Consider the following 15,793-nt stretch of genomic DNA (forward strand, 5'->3'; position numbering starts at 1 on the left):
CTGTATTTCTGCCGTTAATATATATCGGGTTTTTAAACTATAACTGCTCAGCGTATTCAGGCACTGAGCGGTTATGGGTTTCACCATTTTTCGGGTAAGAGGAGAAGCACAACATTGGATGCAGCGGCGGTAATTAGTCTGTTTATTTTGGGTTCAGTACTTGTAACCTGCAGTATTTTATTAAGTTCTTTCTCCTCCCGTCTCGGTATCCCGATCCTCGTTATCTTTCTCGCCATTGGCATGCTGGCAGGCATTGACGGTATTGGCGGCATTCCATTCGACAATTATCCGTTCGCCTATATGGTCAGTAACCTCGCGCTGGCGGTGATTTTGCTTGATGGCGGGATGCGAACCCAGGCGAGTTCCTTTCGCGTGGCGCTGTGGCCCGCCCTCTCTCTGGCGACGGTGGGAGTGCTTATCACGTCCGGGCTGACCGGGATGATGGCGGCCTGGTTGTTCCACCTCGATATCATGGAAGGGTTGCTGATCGGCGCGATTGTTGGCTCGACGGACGCGGCTGCGGTGTTCTCACTGCTTGGCGGGAAAGGGCTGAACGAGCGTGTCGGTTCAACGCTGGAAATTGAGTCCGGCAGCAACGATCCGATGGCGGTCTTTTTGACCATCACACTGATTGAGATGATTCAGCAGCATCATGCGGGCTTGAGCTGGATGTTTGTCGTGCACATTATTCAGCAGTTTGGGCTGGGTATCGTGTTAGGTCTCGCGGGCGGCTATTTGCTGCAACAGATGATCAATCGCATCTCCCTGCCCGCCGGGCTCTATCCTCTGCTGGCGCTGAGCGGCGGCATTCTGGTGTTCGCGGTGACCACCGCCATTGAAGGCAGCGGGATACTGGCGGTCTATCTGTGTGGTTTTGTGCTGGGCAATCGTCCGATACGCAATCGTTACGCCATTCAGCAAAACTTCGATGGTCTGGCCTGGCTGGCGCAAATCGGCATGTTCCTTGTCCTGGGGCTGCTGGTCACACCATCTGATTTGCTGCCGATTGCCATTCCGGCGCTGATCCTCTCGGCGTGGATGATCTTTTTCGCCCGTCCGCTGTCAGTATTCGCCGGGCTGCTGCCGTTTCGCGGTTTCAATCTGCGCGAGCGCATTTTCATCAGTTGGGTGGGGCTGCGGGGCGCGGTGCCGATCATTCTTGCCGTCTTCCCGATGATGGCCGGTCTGGACAATGCGCGGCTGTTTTTTAATGTCGCCTTCTTTGTGGTGCTGATTTCGCTGCTATTCCAGGGGACCTCGCTGTCGTGGGCGGCGAAAAAAGCCAGAGTCGTGGTACCGCCCGTGGGCTGGCCGGTTTCCCGCGTCGGGCTGGATATCCATCCGGAAAATCCGTGGGAGCAGTTTGTCTACCAGTTGAGCGCCGATAAATGGTGCGTGGGCGCTGCCCTTCGCGACCTGCACATGCCTTCCGAAACGCGTATTGCCGCCCTGTTTCGTGATAATTCGCTGCTCCATCCGACCGGCAGTACGCGGCTGCGTGAAGGTGACGTGCTGTGCGTGATTGGTCGTGAACGCGACCTGCCCGCGTTGGGTAAGCTGTTTAGTCACTCGCCTCCCGTCTCGCTGGATCAGCGTTTCTTTGGCGATTTTATTCTCGAAGCTGATGCGAAGTTTGCCGATGTGGCGCTGATTTATGGTCTGGAAGAGGGACTGGAGTATCGTGATAAACAACAAACACTCGGTGAGATTGTTCAGCAACTGCTCGGGGCAGCGCCCGTGGTAGGCGATCAGGTCGAATTTGCCGGCATGATCTGGACGGTTGCAGAGAAAGAAGAGGACGCGGTGCGTAAGGTCGGCGTCCGGGTCGCGGATGACGAGGCGGAGTGACCGCCTCACCATAGTTACACTGTCACAACGGGGACGCGCGGTGCGAGTGCGCACATTAATTCATAGCCAACCGTCCCTGCGCAAGCGGCCACTTCATCGATTTTGATCTCGTTACCCCAAAGTTCAACTGGCGTACCGATGCCCGCTTGCGGGCACGGCGTCAGGTCAACCGTCAGCATGTCCATCGAAATGGCTCCTACCGTCCCCGTGCGAATACCGTCCACCAGCACGGGTGTACCGGTTCGGGCGAGACGCGGGTAACCGTCCGCATAACCGCAGGCTACGATGCCGATACGCTGCTCCTGTGAGGCACGATAGCGGCTGCCATAGCCCACACAGTCCCCCGCACGCAACGTTTGCACGGCAATAATCTGGCTTGTCAGGCTCATGACCGGTTTGATGCCACTGCCAGCCACATCCTGCCACTCCCCGGACGGGGACGCGCCATACAGCACGATGCCGGGGCGCACCCAGTCGCCGTGGGCTTCCGGGTGCCACAGCGTGGCGGCGGAGTTGGACAGCGAACGCGGGCAATCAAGCCCCTCCGACGCATGGTTAATGCGTATCATCGCCCCGGCAATCCCGTCCGGTTTTTCCGCATCGGCAAAATGGGCCATCAGAGTGATATCACCCACATTGCTCAACTCCCGCAGTTGCCGCCAGAGGGTTTGCACACGCTCAGGCTGAAAGCCCAGCCGGTTCATGCCACTGTTCATTTTCAGGTAAACATCCAGCGGCGCGTGAAGCCGGGCATCCTGCAAGGCTTTAATCTGCCAGTTGCTGTGCACGCTGGTGGTCAGGCGATATTTATCAAACAGCGGCAGCTCGTCGGCGTGGAAAAAGCCCTCCAGCATCAGAATCGGCCCTTTCCAGCCGCGCTCGCGCAGGAGGATCGCCTCCTCCAGATTAAGCAGTGCGAAACCGTCGGTGCCTTCCAGCGCACGCCAGATACGATCGATTCCATGACCGTAGGCGTTAGCCTTCACCACTGACCAGACGCGGCAGTGTGGTGCGGCACGCCTGACTACCTGCAGGTTCTGCCGAAGTGCGTGTAAGTCGACAGTCGCCTGGACAGGACGAGACATACGTTCTCCTTGTTTTAAGTGGACGGTTTAGTTGTGAGCACCGTGCAAATGTTGCGGCCGCGATGGGGTAAAACCCGGCTGGTAGCGCGCCACACTCAAATCCTCAAAGGGAATGGCTGGCGTGCGGCCGGAAATCAGGTCGCTCAACAGTTGCCCTGAGCCACAGGCCATCGTCCAGCCCAGCGTGCCATGCCCGGTATTCAGCCATAAGTTTTTAAACGGAGCACGCCCCACTACCGGCGTACCGTCTGGCGTCATCGGACGCAGCCCGGTCCAGAAGGTTGCCTGCTCCACATGTCCGCCGCGCGGAAAGAGATCTTTGACCACCATCTCCAGCGTGGCGCGGCGTGGTTTAAGGAGCTCGGTATTAAAGCCGACGATCTCCGCCATTCCACCGACACGAATACGGTTATCAAAACGGGTAATCGCAATCTTGTAGGTTTCATCGAGGATAGTCGAAACCGGCGCGCCCGCCTCCTCCGCAATGGGTATAGTCAGTGAATAACCTTTCAGGGGGTAGACAGGGATATCGACAATTCCTTTTAGCATCGCCGTGGAATAGGAACCAAACGCCATGACGTAAGCATCGGCTTTCACCACTTCATCGCCACATTTGACGCCATAAATTTGCTCGCCCTCGTACAGGAGCCTGTCGACCGGGGTGTTGAAGCGGAATGTGACGCCCGCCTGCGCCGCCATCTGCGCCAGTTGCTGAGTAAAGAGCTGGCAGTCGCCGGTTTCATCGTTTGGCAAACGCAGACCACCACTGAGCTTGTGCGCAACCTGCGCCAGTGCCGGTTCCACTTCTGCCAGCCGGGCTGACTCCAGCAGTTGATAAGGCACCCCGGCGTCTTCCAGTACGGCAATATCCCGGGTGGCGTTTTCGTACTGCTCTGGGGTGCGGAACAGTTGTAGCGTCCCGCCCTGACGCCCTTCGTACTGAATTTGGGTGGTTTCACGCAACAGCTTTAAACAGTCGCGGCTGTACTCTGCAAGCCGCACCATGCGGCCTTTGTTTTCCATATAATGGCGGGTGTCGCAGTTACGCAGCATCTGCCACATCCATTTGAGTTGAGTGGAGGTGCCATCGAGACTAATTGCCAGCGGCGCATGGCGCTGGAACATCCATTTAATCGCTTTCAACGGCACGCCTGGTGCCGCCCAGGGCGCTGCGTAGCCAGGCGAGATTTGCCCTGCGTTCGCCGCACTGGTCTCCAGCGCCGGGCCAGATTCCCTGTCAATGACCGTCACCTCATGTCCCGCCTGACTCAGATACCAGGCACTGGTAACCCCCACCACGCCACTTCCCAGTACAACGACTCGCATAACCTGCTCCCATGTGTAAAGCACAATCATCTGATTACAAATTGATAACTCAGATGAAAATGTTATTCAACATATGGCTTTTTTATGGTGACACCCCTCACACCTTTCCGTAAATAAAGGCGTCAGAATATTTAGAATCTCCTGCTGCGCGACATTTCGTCGCAGAATAAAATTCTACCAAAGAGGCTTTTTACCCCTCTCTTGCAAGGTGTTATCGCGAAGAAAAAAAGCGACGTCACGTACAGTTTTTATTGTGTGTTCTATGCTTGAAATGAGACTCTCCATACAGAGAGAGTTGCTAACAACGAGGGCGCGCTAATGGCTACGATTGATTCCATGAATAAGGACACCATACGTCTCAGTGATGGACCTGACTGGACCTTCGATCTACTGGATGTGTATCTCGCAGAGATCGACCGGGTGGCGAAACTTTACCGCCTGGATACCTACCCGCACCAAATCGAAGTCATCACCTCCGAACAGATGATGGACGCCTACTCAAGTGTCGGGATGCCCATTAACTACCCCCACTGGTCATTCGGTAAAAAATTTATTGAAACCGAGCGACTTTATAAGCATGGACAGCAAGGTCTGGCCTACGAGATTGTCATTAACTCCAATCCCTGTATCGCCTATCTGATGGAAGAGAACACCATCACCATGCAAGCGTTGGTCATGGCGCATGCCTGCTATGGGCATAACTCTTTCTTTAAGAATAACTATTTGTTCCGTAGCTGGACGGATGCCAGCTCGATTGTCGATTACCTGATTTTCGCCCGTAACTACATCACCGATTGTGAAGAGCGCTACGGTGTGGAAGAGGTGGAAAAACTGCTCGATTCCTGCCACGCGCTGATGAATTACGGCGTTGACCGTTATAAACGTCCGCAAAAGATCTCCCTGCAGGAGGAGAAAGCCCGCCAGAAAAGCCGTGAGGAGTACCTGCAAAGTCAGGTCAATACGCTATGGCGCACCCTGCCAAAACGTGAAGAAGAGAAAGCCGTTGTCGAAGCGCGCCGTTACCCTTCTGAGCCGCAGGAAAACCTGCTCTATTTTATGGAGAAAAACGCCCCGCTGCTGGAGCCATGGCAGCGTGAGATTTTGCGCATCGTGCGTAAAGTTAGCCAGTATTTTTATCCGCAGAAACAGACTCAGGTGATGAACGAAGGCTGGGCCACTTTCTGGCACTATACCATTCTCAATCATCTGTACGACGAAGGGAAAGTGACAGACCGCTTTATGCTGGAATTCCTGCACAGCCACACTAACGTGGTGTTCCAGCCGCCTTACAACAGCCCGTGGTATAGCGGCATTAACCCGTATGCCCTTGGGTTTGCGATGTTCCAGGATATTAAACGGATTTGTCAGTCACCGACGGAGGAAGACAAATACTGGTTCCCGGACATTGCCGGTTCCGACTGGCTGGAAACACTGCACTTCGCCATGCGCGATTTTAAAGATGAAAGCTTTATCAGCCAGTTTATGTCGCCAAAAATCATGCGTGATTTCCGCTTCTTTACCGTGCTGGATGACGATCGCAATAATTATCTGGAAATTGCGGCGATTCATAACGAAGAGGGCTATCGTGAGATCCGCTCGAAATTGTCATCCCAGTATAACCTGAGCAACCTGGAGCCCAATATCCAGGTGTGGAATGTGGATTTGCGCGGCGATCGTTCTCTGACGCTACGTTATATTCCGCACAATCGCGCCCCGCTGGACAAAGGCCGCCGGGAAGTGCTCAAACATGTGCATCGGCTGTGGGGGTTTGATGTACTGCTGGAACAGCAAAACGAAGATGGCAGTGTAGAACTGCTGGACCGCTGCCCTGCCCGCGGCAATACCCTCTGATAGCAAAAAGCCCCTCCGCCGGAGGGGCTTCGCTTTGCTTATCGCCCGTTGATGGACAAATCCCCAGGCAGTGTTTTATGCATCCGCTGCCAGATCTCACCACTGTCATGCCCATAACGACGCACGGTTTCGTACACCTGGTCATGCAGACCTTGCTCACAGATTTCTGCCAGACGGTGATAAAAACCGAGCGCCAGGCTGCGTGCTTCCGGGCTTGCGAAGTAATGGCGACCAATGCGGGTATACAACCCTTTCATACCGTTGAGGATCAGGCCGTAAATCGGGTTGCCCGAGGCAAAAGCCAGTCCGCGGAAAATGTTGTAATCCAGTTCAGCAAACGCATCACCGTGATCTTCCACTTCGCGCGCGCTGGCCAGCACGGCTAACGCGTCTTCTGGATGCTGGCGGAATGCGGTACGGATGAAGATGGTCGCGATATTGGTACGCACCGACAGGAGGTTATCGATGAGTTGTGGAACGCTCTCATGGTCCAGACGCGCCAGTGTTTCCAGAATATTGAGCCCGGACGTTTCCCAAAAGTTGTTTACTTTTGTGGGTTTACCGTGCTGAATAGTGAGCCAGCCATCGCGGGCCAGACGCTGTAACACTTCACGCAATGTAGTACGAGTGACGCCAATCAGTTCGGAGAGTTCGCGCTCTGCTGGAAGTATCGACCCCGGAGGGAAACGGTTATTCCAGATACTTTCAATGATGTATTCTTCCGCGAAACCCGCCGGGCTCTGCGCCTTTATAACCATAGTGAGATTTCCATTATACAACTAAGCAAAGATCACTCATCATACCAGACCACTTCGGGGGCAGATAGCAGGCGAAATGAAGAAAAAGGGGATCGCCGATCCAATTTGAAAGATTCACCCGATGTACGGTTTACTCCCCATTTTATTCACGACAATTCCCTCTTTATTGAAAGTCATTTACCACATTTATCATAAATGCTTTTCCTGTTAGCGCTTTGCTTACATTACTGACAGCAAGATTTGACTTTTCGCATGATAAACATCCGATTACGTATTATTTTCTTATGCAATAGTGGCTTGCCAGGTGATTTCGTTTACACTGCTGTGTCTACGCATGTCCCAGGGAAATGATTATGTTGCGATATTTAAACAAGTGCTCTCGCGGGCGCGGCGCCTGGCTATTAATGGCGTTCACCGCACTGGCACTTGAATTAGTGGCGTTGTGGTTCCAGCACGTCATGCTGCTGAAACCCTGTGTCCTGTGTATTTATGAGCGTTCTGCCCTTTTTGGTGTGATGGGTGCGGGTATTGTCGGTGCGATTGCGCCGAAGACGCCGCTGCGCTACGTCGCCATCATAATTTGGTTGTACAGCGCCTGGCGTGGTATCCAACTGGCGTATGAACACACCATGATCCAGCTTCACCCTTCTCCTTTTATGACCTGCGACTTTGCTGCGCGTTTCCCTTCGTGGCTGCCACTGGATAAGTGGCTTCCGCAGGTCTTTGTTGCTTCGGGCGATTGTGCTGAAAAACAGTGGCAGTTCCTGTCGCTGGAAATGCCGCAATGGCTGTTAGGTATCTTTGTCGCTTACTTTGTTGTGGCGGCGCTGGTGCTCATCGCACAGCCCTTCAAACCGAAAAAACGCGACCTCTTCGGTCGTTAACAGAACGCTCCTTCGGGAGCGTTTTTTTATTGCCGCGAAATTGTTCCCGTAAAGGCGATAGCGTGCCGTTGTGGAGAGGGTTTAGACGCCGTACATCCTGCGAGCAGAACACCTGCCGCTACCAGCACAATGAATTTATTCATGACAGACCCCATTGATGTTTTAGCTTATTTAAGACATGCAAACATTTTAGGATCTTGTTTTAAATCACTTTTTAATCATCTCAGGCAAGTCGCGGTATAACAGAAGAGATTATTGCGCCCAATCTGGCTTGTTGAGGATATGATCCTGCCAGTCGCGGACTTCGGACTCTTTTACCGCAATATGGCGAACCGTGATGCGCTGTTTGTGCATCATCTCCTTCGAACCGGTACGCAGCGGATGCCACACCGGCAGCGCCTTCCCTTCGGCCAGCAGACGATAGGCGCAAGTGGGCGGCAACCATTCAAAGGTGGGTAAATTATCGCGCGTCAGCTTGATGCAGTCCGGCTCATACTCAAAGCGACGCTCGTAGTTACGACACTGGCAGGTTTTGATGTTCAACTGGCGGCAGGCCACATTGGTGAAATAGATCTCGTCGGAATCTTCATCCATTAGCTTATGCAGGCAGCACTGACCGCAGCCGTCACACAGCGATTCCCACTCCGCGTCCGTCATTTGTTCAAGAGTTTTGCTTTGCCAGAAAGGTGTGTCGCTCATAAATCAGTTCGCCATTTAAAACCAGGGAGCACCTTATAACCAGTCTGGCTTGGGGATGCAAGTTTTGCCGCCGTTCAGGCGGCAAATCGACTTATAATACGCGGGTCTTTAACGAGAGGCCGTTGAAGGTCACTTCCAGTTCGTCCCCGCCGTGCAGCGGACCAACACCTTCCGGCGTACCGGTCAGAATGACATCCCCGGCTTTGAGCGTGAAGAAGCGGCTCATGTAAGCAATCAGCGGCACAATTTTGTGGATCATATCGGCAGTGGTTCCCTGCTGGCGGACCTCACCATTGATGCTGAGCCCAAGCGTCGTGTTCTGCGGATCGCTGGTAAACTCTGCCGCCGGAATAAAACCGGAAATCGGGCAGGAATTATCAAAGCCTTTCGCTTTTTCCCACGGCTGACCCGCCTTTTTCATTTTGGCCTGCAGATCGCGAAGCGTGAGATCCAGCGCCACACCATAACCGGCAATGGCTTTTCGTACATGCTCTTCGGTCGCCTGACGCAGCGTTGCCCCAATGAGCACGGCCAGTTCAACTTCGTGATGCACGGAACCGAAATCCTGTGGCAGCGCCAGCGGCTGGCGAATATCGCACAGTGCGGTTTCCGGTTTAATAAACAGCACCGGCTCTTCCGGCGTGGCGCTGCCCATTTCTTTAATATGTTTCGCATAGTTACTGCCAACGCACACGACTTTACTCACCGGGTAATCCAGGAGTGCGCCCTGCCAGTTATGATGTTGGTACATGTCTTTCCCCTAAGTAACACATTGAACAAGTGCGAAAAATGACTATCCGCGCCACGTGGCGGTTTGTCAAATAGCAAACTTTGTCATTCAATGTGTATGCAGGAGGAAAGCAAATGGCGGAATCGATCCGCCACTTTGCCTGGCGGGGATGGCTATCTTTCGCTGTCTAAATGTTGTTTCAGCAAATTTTCTGGCGGCGGTGGAATCTGTAAATAATATCCCTGCGTACGTAACGCCTCTTTTACTTTTTCCAGATCCGCACTGGCCAGTTTTTTACGTCCGTCGAGGGGCAATAACATGGCTAACTGAGGCTGGCCAAAGCTTTTCATTAATTCTTCCGGCACGCGTGAAAAATCGTCTTTTTTTTCGACATACAGATAAGTCTGTTCACGTCGGGAACTTCGGTAGATCACACAAAACATACTTTTGCTCTTTTTGACGCCAAATTTTGGCATAAGCTAACATCAATCAAACCCGCGCCACAAGCCAGCCATAGCATTTTGGATTTGCGGATTTTTGTCGTTTCCTGCATCTGTGTGTCAATTTTCTGGCACAAACCTGTCACATCACCGGGCGGTTTCCCACCCGGCGTAATTCCAGAATCAAATCGGATCGACGAAATCACATTCCGGGCAAATCCAGCACAGCAACCCGTAACGCATCCCCTGATACATCTGCGATCCACAAATAGGGCAGAATTTTACTATCTGCGCCTGAGCATTGCTTTCCTCGACTACCGGGCTTTCTTGAGTCGTAGTCGTGGTGGTTTTATCTGCCATTATGAGATCCTTATTTTAAACGGGATATTGCGCAATCACTGCCGCGCGATCTGATGCGTACTGCGTTTTTCGTGCTGCAATCTGAGAAACAACAGCGCTTTTTTTGGAGCTTTCGGTTGTGCCATCGGCAACCGCAGCAGCCAGCCACGCGCGATTTAGCGATTCAATATCGGCCTGATACTGAATGGTCAGGTTTTGCAGGGCTATTTTCAGAAGCTCTGAGTTTGGCGGTTGCGGAATATCTACCCAAGCCGGTTCGCCATCAACCGCACCGAGTTGCTTACCCTCTGGTGGTAGTTGTTTCCAGAACGTCTGAGCCACTTCGTCCGTTACCAGTACCGCATCTGCAGGCCAGGTCTCAGTTGTGTAAGTGCCGTCGTCTTTCCATCTGGCAGGAATAAATGACAGTAATGACGGCGAAAAATAAACGCTTTCCATATTAATACCCCAGAACAAAGTAGCGGATTTGAGCTGATGCGGCCGCCGCACCAGACACAGCGGATGATGCGAAGAGTTGGATCGTGGTCTGCGTGATTGATGCAACCTGCGTTGTAATGGCGTTACGGGTGCCGTTGTAATACGCACAGACCGCACAAATGCCGTTTCCGTTCGGGAAGGTTGTCGGCAGGGTTGCAGTAATCAGGCCGTCAGAACCTGTGCCGGCAGTCGTGCCCCACTGCAAAATTAATCCACCAGGAACATCCGGGATGCGAATAAAATCGCTACCTGCAAATGATCGCTTAGGCAGAAATGCAGTCAGAGCCGCAGCCACAAAAGCGGTTGTGGCCAGCAATGTCGAGCTGTTACCTGCGGCTGCTGTCGGTGCGGTGGGCGTTCCTGTCAGCGCCGGACTGGCAACGGGCGCTTTTGTTGCTAAAGCAGCATTTACGTTGGCTGAATAAGTGGGATCATTGCCAATGGCAGAAGCCAGTTTGTTCAGCGTGTTAAGGGTGGTCGGTGCGCCATCAAGCAATGCAGTAATGATGGACTGAATAAACTGAGTCGTAGCAATTTGCGTGGTATTGGTTCCCGCCGCTGCCGTTGGGGCGGTTGGTGTACCGGTAAGGGCCGGGCTTGCCAGATTCGCTTTAAGATTGAGCGCGGCATTGACGTTCTGATAGTATGCAGGGTCATCACCAATAGCGTCCGCCAGCTTTTTCAGGGTATTCAGGTTTGTAGGAGCCCCACCAAGCAACGCAGTAGCTACAGCCTGAACAAAAGCTGTCGTTGCGATACTGGTATCATTGTCTCCGGGTGCTGGCGTCGGCGCTCTCGGATCGCCGGTGAAAGTTGGGCTATAGTTCAGTGCGTTATCAAAATCCGTTACAAACCCCAGCAAATCTCCGTCATCCAGCACATCGATGGACAATTTATTGAGGATAAACTGAGCAACGCCAGCGGCAATAAACGTTGACTGCCGGATGGCCTTGTTGACCTGCGCAGAGCTGGCCTTTCCGGACTGAAAGCCCGTCGCTAACGCAGTCAGCGCTTCATAGTCCGCCTGGGGCGTTACGTTTGCCCCGGTTCCTGTCGCAAATGGTTTAAAGTTATTTGTTGCCATTACAGTAAAGTCCCCCATGCGCCGGTATCGAAACCCGCTATATATTCGTTATCCATGTCAAAACCAAAAAAGCGGTTTCCATCGGATGGTGTTTCAATCGTGGGTATCTGAATTGATCCGCCCCATACCCCCGCCGCCTTAATCGTCAGGTATCCCTGCTTGATGGCAGCAATGAGTTCCAGAGAGACGCTGGCGATATCCACTTCCGGGAAAACCCAGATAGAGATAGTCATGTCCTGGTTATCAACGATCTGCATCGTCAGACCGGAACCGGCCAGGGCGGCATCAAGGATGGGCGGTAACGTATCGTTTGAGCCATCCCAGTTATTGATGGCAATTTTCGCTTTGAGGATGATTCGATAGGTTTCATCACTCAGTGCGGTATACCCTGAATCCGGGTCGTATGGCCCTTGCCAGACGCCCTGGTCGTAGCCGAGCCCGTCCGTATCCCAGGAAAAGAAAATGCCTGAGATGGGAACAGCCACATAGCGGCTACGCCCGATCCATTCCCCCAGAATGTCGAGTTGCACTCCCACCGCAGTATCAATATCGAATGCGGTAATAAACGAATTCAGCGCGGTGCTGGTATCCAGAAGCGGACGTGTTGACAAATCGACGTGCTGGAAGAAAAGGGGCTTTGTGGCGTGATAATTGGTAATCAGGTCGGTGTATTTGCTCATGACGTCACCGTTAGAGCGATATTTGCAGTTAAGCAACTGGCCGCTTCCGCATAACCGATATCGATATTGGCAGCCGCCACGCTGCCCGCTGATTTCCCGATCTGCAGGCTGGTTATATCGTAATAGCGGGAATTGCCGCCGCTCACGACGCCGAGGTTAGCGGGCGAGTAAACACGGCTCAGAAGTACATCATCACCAATTTTTAGCGAGTTGATGTAGTCAGTAATGGCCGCTTTGATCTGATCACCAATCAGCGACGTATAGCCTGCAAATACATGGATAGTGATAGCGACATAAATCGGCACGTTAACGGGACGGGAAAACGATGTCGGGTGTGGGTTTCCCCATGCATCCGGGACAACGATAGTGGTGGTGCCGTAGGTTGCGACGCCCTGCCCTTTTTTACCCCGGATTGTCTGAGCAATCGTGGTTGCGTCTCCGCCGTCGACAATGGCCGAAATGGAGTGAGCGGGCAGCCCGTTAATATCCACCGAACCCGTATCGTTTTCGTACAGCTTGTGACGGGTCACGCCGGAAATATTCGCCAGCGCGCCATCAACCGCATCAAACGGCGTAAGAGATGGGAGCGCCACGCTTTGCCCCTGGCGCACCCGCAATTCGGCATCGGTTTCTGCCGCGGCGCCCACGGTAGCCGCTAATGGGTTTGTCACTGTCAGCCAGCCGCGCGTCGGTGTGTTAATACCCGTTATGCTGCCCGCGACCGCTGCTACTGCGCCGCTGGTCGCGCAAATGGCCGTAACGGTTACCGTACTGTCAACGTCAATAGACACCGATGCCGGGAGATTCCAGATAATGCCGTTAGTATCCTTCGCTGAACCGTTGGTAATGGTGGTTCCGGGAGTGCAGGTCAGAAGCAGATCAACCGTGGAGCGCGTCTCCCCCTTACGCGCGATACCGTTAATTTTTACATTCCGTGTCAGCGCGTCGCTGAGGGCTGTAGACGGAGAAAAGCTGTTGTAGACATTAATGGCCGTCGTATTGGCGTCGTGAATTGCTAGTGCCACCAGCGCGACCATCTGCCCGTCTTTGCTGTCGGGTTCCAGATACGCATCAGTACCGTAAATCTGCTGAAAATACCCGGTTACGGTATCGAGTATTGTCTGGTAATCAGGCGCACTAATCCCCTGGGCGGTTACCGTTGCCGATAACCCCAGCGTGTCGAGGTTCAAAGCCATTTATGCCTCGCTGGTGACTGTTGTTGTTCCGTAGAGTGTTTCGACCGTAGCGGTGAATGACACGCGCCGGGTTGAGGTATTCACTGTGGTATCAAATGCGGTAATTGAGCTGACGCCCTTCGTTTCAAGAATGCGCTGGCGTATGGCGAGGTTGTAGACTTCGGGTCGCTGCTTACCGAGCACAGACTGGATCCACGGCGTGCCCTCGGTGGTGTCAAGGAACCACTGACCGTACCATAATTCGAAGCGTGTTTTGATGGCCTGCGCCACCGCTTCCGGTGAATTAATCAGCCAGGTGTCATCCCCCTGCCCAAAGGTATAATCACCGTTGTCATCTTCGCGCCGGTACGGCTGGTATAGTTCGCCTTGTACGTAGATGCGGCATGCTGGTTAGGCTGCTGCATCCCGACGCGGGCGACAAAGTTATCGTAAGAGTCCGCTGTGGCGACTCGTTTTGTTTGCTTCGCCATGCGTTATTCTCCGAGTTTTTTCCAGATATCGAATGCGGTATCCATTGGGGCGTAACAGATCATCACCGAGTCGGCGAGGTTTGGTGACTTCGTGCCGTCCGGCTGTTTATCGACGAGAATTTTACCCACGGCGTTTTTCGACCAGGTTGGCTGAGACAATTCCATCAGCAGCCGATCCTTATTTTTCATCGTGCTGCTTATAGATATGATTTCGTCAGGGTTGTAATCCATGCCGCTCAGGGCGCGAAAGGTATTACGAAAAAGCTTCCTCAGGTGCCACCAGCTTTGCGCTTTGGCATTAGCAAAGAAATCTTTGTTCAGGCGGGCCAGTTTGCCGTTGTCACCGGGCACAGCTTCATCATCAGGGTCAAAGACAGCGCCACTTCCACGAAACGGCGTTGCCGTGATTTGCGGTAACCTTTCGGCATATCGCTGTTCGTTGATAACACGGGCATCACCACGTGCACCGGCCCCCAGACCGTCCTCATCGAATCGGAATTCATCAATGCCGAAATCATCGCAGTAGCCAAATGCTTTAGCGACTGAGGCGAAAATATCACTTCCTTCGCCGGACCACTCTTCAACCTCTTGCAGCAGGAAGCCGTAACGTGCAGCGAAGCCGTTTTTATCTTTACCCTCGTCCGCAATATCCATCGCGCCGAGGCGCTGGCCTGTCGGCTCAATGCCGAGTTTGATATGGGCATCAACGGCAGCCTGCACCCATTCAGACGGAATGAGAATGCCCTCTGCTGATGCCTGATAGTTGAGGTCCAGCTCCTGAGCAACGATGACCGGGTTATCAATTTTCTCGCATTCTTTGCGGTACCACTCATCATCCTTACGCGGGTCGCTGCGCCAGTGGAAGGTAAAGACCGGGATTCTCCCGCTATGTCGCTTCTGAGCGAACGGGTTATTCATGCCATTTACCGATGAGAGATCGATACGGCAACGAGTGGTTTGTGATAATGCTGCGTCAATCAGCAATGGGCGCATCAGGAATGCAGCCTCATCCACGAAATAAAGCGTTGTTCGGTCACCGCGTCCGATGTTATCGCCTGCCTCCCCTTTCAGCACGGCCCCCGTTTCCGGGAACTCAACGCGCATGTATGGAGCGTGTTTTTTCTCATCCCACTGGCCGCGAAACTCTACCGGGAGTGTTTCAACAAATTTACGAGCTTTCCAGAAAAGGGCTTTCGGGTCGCCAGTGCTGTCAACGTATTCCTCTTTACGGGAACCGAAGCCAATCACCATTTCTTTGTTGAAAAGGCAGAGCGAGCAAGCCAGACCAATGGACGTCCAACTCAACCCCATTTCACGGCTTTTTTCAGTAAGTCCATGCTCAAGGTGAGACCTGCGGTCCATTATCCATTCGATCCACTCTTCCTGGCGCGGGAACAGTAAAAATGGAATGGTGACGGGCAGACCATAGTCCAGGTTGCGCGGATCGGTCGTCATGCCCCAGTCGATAATGAACTGAGCCGGGTTATCACGGTAAAACTGCTTAAGTACGGGCAACATCTCAGGCTGCTGGCGGATGCGTTGCAACCGCTCCATTCGCCACTCAAAAACCTGGTTGTAGTCAGGATTTTTGAAATCAAAGGGAAAAGGTATTGGCATATTTAATACCTTCATCTTGTAAATTAATGAATTAAGTAACATATTGTAACAGCACACATAGTGCGTTAATTCAATAAGGAATTTTTTATGTCACAGCAATGGCAAGAAGGCGATGTGGTGCGCCTAAAATCAGGTGGTCCTGCAATGACTGTTAAAATTTATGATTCTTATAAAGGTGGCAATGTTTGTCAGTGGTTTGTGGGAACAGATCTTAAAGAAGGTGTGTTCGAGAGCGGTCAGTTAGTAAAAGTTGATGAAGACGAATATTAAGTAAAATGGGGCCAAACG

General features: G+C 52.9%; 17 protein-coding genes and 1 pseudogene. 4 read left to right on the forward strand and 14 right to left on the reverse strand.

The window, feature by feature from the left end; genetic code table 11:
• The first annotated feature begins 114 nt into the window (after positions 1 to 114).
• Entirely contained in the window at positions 115 to 1,848 is a 1,734-nt protein-coding gene (locus tag ABU190_RS07370; protein ID WP_354690893.1) for a potassium/proton antiporter, read from the forward strand.
• A gap of 14 nt (positions 1,849 to 1,862) precedes the next feature.
• Here the strand turns inward: ABU190_RS07370 and dadX are convergent, their stop codons facing one another.
• Together dadX and ABU190_RS07380 are read right to left on the reverse strand one after the other, a co-directional pair.
• Positions 1,863 to 2,933: a catabolic alanine racemase DadX gene (gene dadX, locus ABU190_RS07375; protein WP_271851146.1), complete on the reverse strand. Its 1,071-nt coding sequence runs from the start codon at positions 2,931 to 2,933 to the stop codon at positions 1,863 to 1,865.
• A gap of 27 nt (positions 2,934 to 2,960) precedes the next feature.
• Positions 2,961 to 4,259, reverse strand: a complete 1,299-nt coding sequence (locus ABU190_RS07380; RefSeq protein WP_132438864.1) for a D-amino acid dehydrogenase — start codon at positions 4,257 to 4,259, stop codon at positions 2,961 to 2,963.
• A gap of 318 nt (positions 4,260 to 4,577) precedes the next feature.
• Between ABU190_RS07380 and ABU190_RS07385 the strand changes: the two genes are divergently transcribed.
• Entirely contained in the window at positions 4,578 to 6,110 is a 1,533-nt protein-coding gene (locus ABU190_RS07385; RefSeq protein ID WP_107223399.1) for a SpoVR family protein, read from the forward strand.
• A gap of 38 nt (positions 6,111 to 6,148) precedes the next feature.
• Here the strand turns inward: ABU190_RS07385 and fadR are convergent, their stop codons facing one another.
• Positions 6,149 to 6,868 (reverse strand): fatty acid metabolism transcriptional regulator FadR, encoded by a 720-nt coding sequence (gene fadR, locus ABU190_RS07390; protein ID WP_071195219.1) that lies wholly within the window; start codon positions 6,866 to 6,868, stop codon positions 6,149 to 6,151.
• Between the two features lie 353 nt (positions 6,869 to 7,221).
• On the opposite strand from fadR, the gene dsbB reads away from it, so the two are divergent.
• Complete coding sequence (gene dsbB, locus ABU190_RS07395; protein WP_354690894.1) at positions 7,222 to 7,752, forward strand: disulfide bond formation protein DsbB; 531 nt, start codon at positions 7,222 to 7,224, stop codon at positions 7,750 to 7,752.
• A 252-nt stretch (positions 7,753 to 8,004) separates the two neighbouring features.
• Here dsbB and ABU190_RS07400 read toward each other — a convergent pair whose 3' ends face one another.
• The 11 genes and pseudogenes from ABU190_RS07400 to ABU190_RS07450 form a co-directional block, all read right to left on the reverse strand.
• The gene (locus tag ABU190_RS07400) at positions 8,005 to 8,451 is read right to left on the reverse strand and encodes a YcgN family cysteine cluster protein (protein ID WP_039079506.1); all 447 of its coding nucleotides are present in this window, start codon (positions 8,449 to 8,451) and stop codon (positions 8,005 to 8,007) included.
• 91 nt (positions 8,452 to 8,542) lie between these two features.
• Entirely contained in the window at positions 8,543 to 9,202 is a 660-nt protein-coding gene (locus ABU190_RS07405; RefSeq protein ID WP_354690895.1) for a fumarylacetoacetate hydrolase family protein, read from the reverse strand.
• Between the two features lie 152 nt (positions 9,203 to 9,354).
• Positions 9,355 to 9,624, reverse strand: a complete 270-nt coding sequence (locus ABU190_RS07410) for a YcgL domain-containing protein (protein WP_039079508.1) — start codon at positions 9,622 to 9,624, stop codon at positions 9,355 to 9,357.
• 180 nt (positions 9,625 to 9,804) lie between these two features.
• Complete coding sequence (locus ABU190_RS07415; protein ID WP_354690896.1) at positions 9,805 to 9,981, reverse strand: hypothetical protein; 177 nt, start codon at positions 9,979 to 9,981, stop codon at positions 9,805 to 9,807.
• A 15-nt stretch (positions 9,982 to 9,996) separates the two neighbouring features.
• Positions 9,997 to 10,419, reverse strand: coding sequence for a tail assembly chaperone (locus tag ABU190_RS07420; protein ID WP_354690897.1), 423 nt, complete (start codon positions 10,417 to 10,419; stop codon positions 9,997 to 9,999).
• Between the two features lies 1 nt (position 10,420).
• Positions 10,421 to 11,542, reverse strand: coding sequence for a hypothetical protein (locus tag ABU190_RS07425; protein ID WP_354690898.1), 1,122 nt, complete (start codon positions 11,540 to 11,542; stop codon positions 10,421 to 10,423).
• On the reverse strand, positions 11,542 to 12,222 hold the full coding sequence (locus tag ABU190_RS07430; RefSeq protein WP_354690899.1) for a DUF2612 domain-containing protein: 681 nt from the start codon (positions 12,220 to 12,222) through the stop codon (positions 11,542 to 11,544). Before ABU190_RS07430 ends, ABU190_RS07425 begins: the two co-directional genes overlap by 1 nt.
• Positions 12,219 to 13,418, reverse strand: a complete 1,200-nt coding sequence (locus ABU190_RS07435) for a baseplate J/gp47 family protein (RefSeq protein ID WP_354690900.1) — start codon at positions 13,416 to 13,418, stop codon at positions 12,219 to 12,221. Before ABU190_RS07435 ends, ABU190_RS07430 begins: the two co-directional genes overlap by 4 nt.
• Positions 13,419 to 13,796, reverse strand: coding sequence for a hypothetical protein (locus ABU190_RS07440; RefSeq protein ID WP_354691196.1), 378 nt, complete (start codon positions 13,794 to 13,796; stop codon positions 13,419 to 13,421).
• Positions 13,766 to 13,888, reverse strand: a pseudogene (locus ABU190_RS07445) (hypothetical protein); the annotation flags it as partial. The gene ABU190_RS07440 and the pseudogene ABU190_RS07445, both read right to left, overlap by 31 nt.
• A gap of 3 nt (positions 13,889 to 13,891) precedes the next feature.
• Positions 13,892 to 15,505, reverse strand: a complete 1,614-nt coding sequence (locus tag ABU190_RS07450; protein ID WP_354690901.1) for a TerL protein — start codon at positions 15,503 to 15,505, stop codon at positions 13,892 to 13,894.
• An 87-nt stretch (positions 15,506 to 15,592) separates the two neighbouring features.
• Between ABU190_RS07450 and ABU190_RS07455 the strand changes: the two genes are divergently transcribed.
• On the forward strand, positions 15,593 to 15,775 hold the full coding sequence (locus tag ABU190_RS07455; protein ID WP_354690902.1) for a DUF2158 domain-containing protein: 183 nt from the start codon (positions 15,593 to 15,595) through the stop codon (positions 15,773 to 15,775).
• Positions 15,776 to 15,793: the final 18 nt, after the last annotated feature.

The sequence above is a fragment of the Phytobacter sp. RSE-02 genome (assembly GCF_040578655.1).
GTDB classification, from domain to species: domain Bacteria; phylum Pseudomonadota; class Gammaproteobacteria; order Enterobacterales; family Enterobacteriaceae; genus Phytobacter; species Phytobacter diazotrophicus.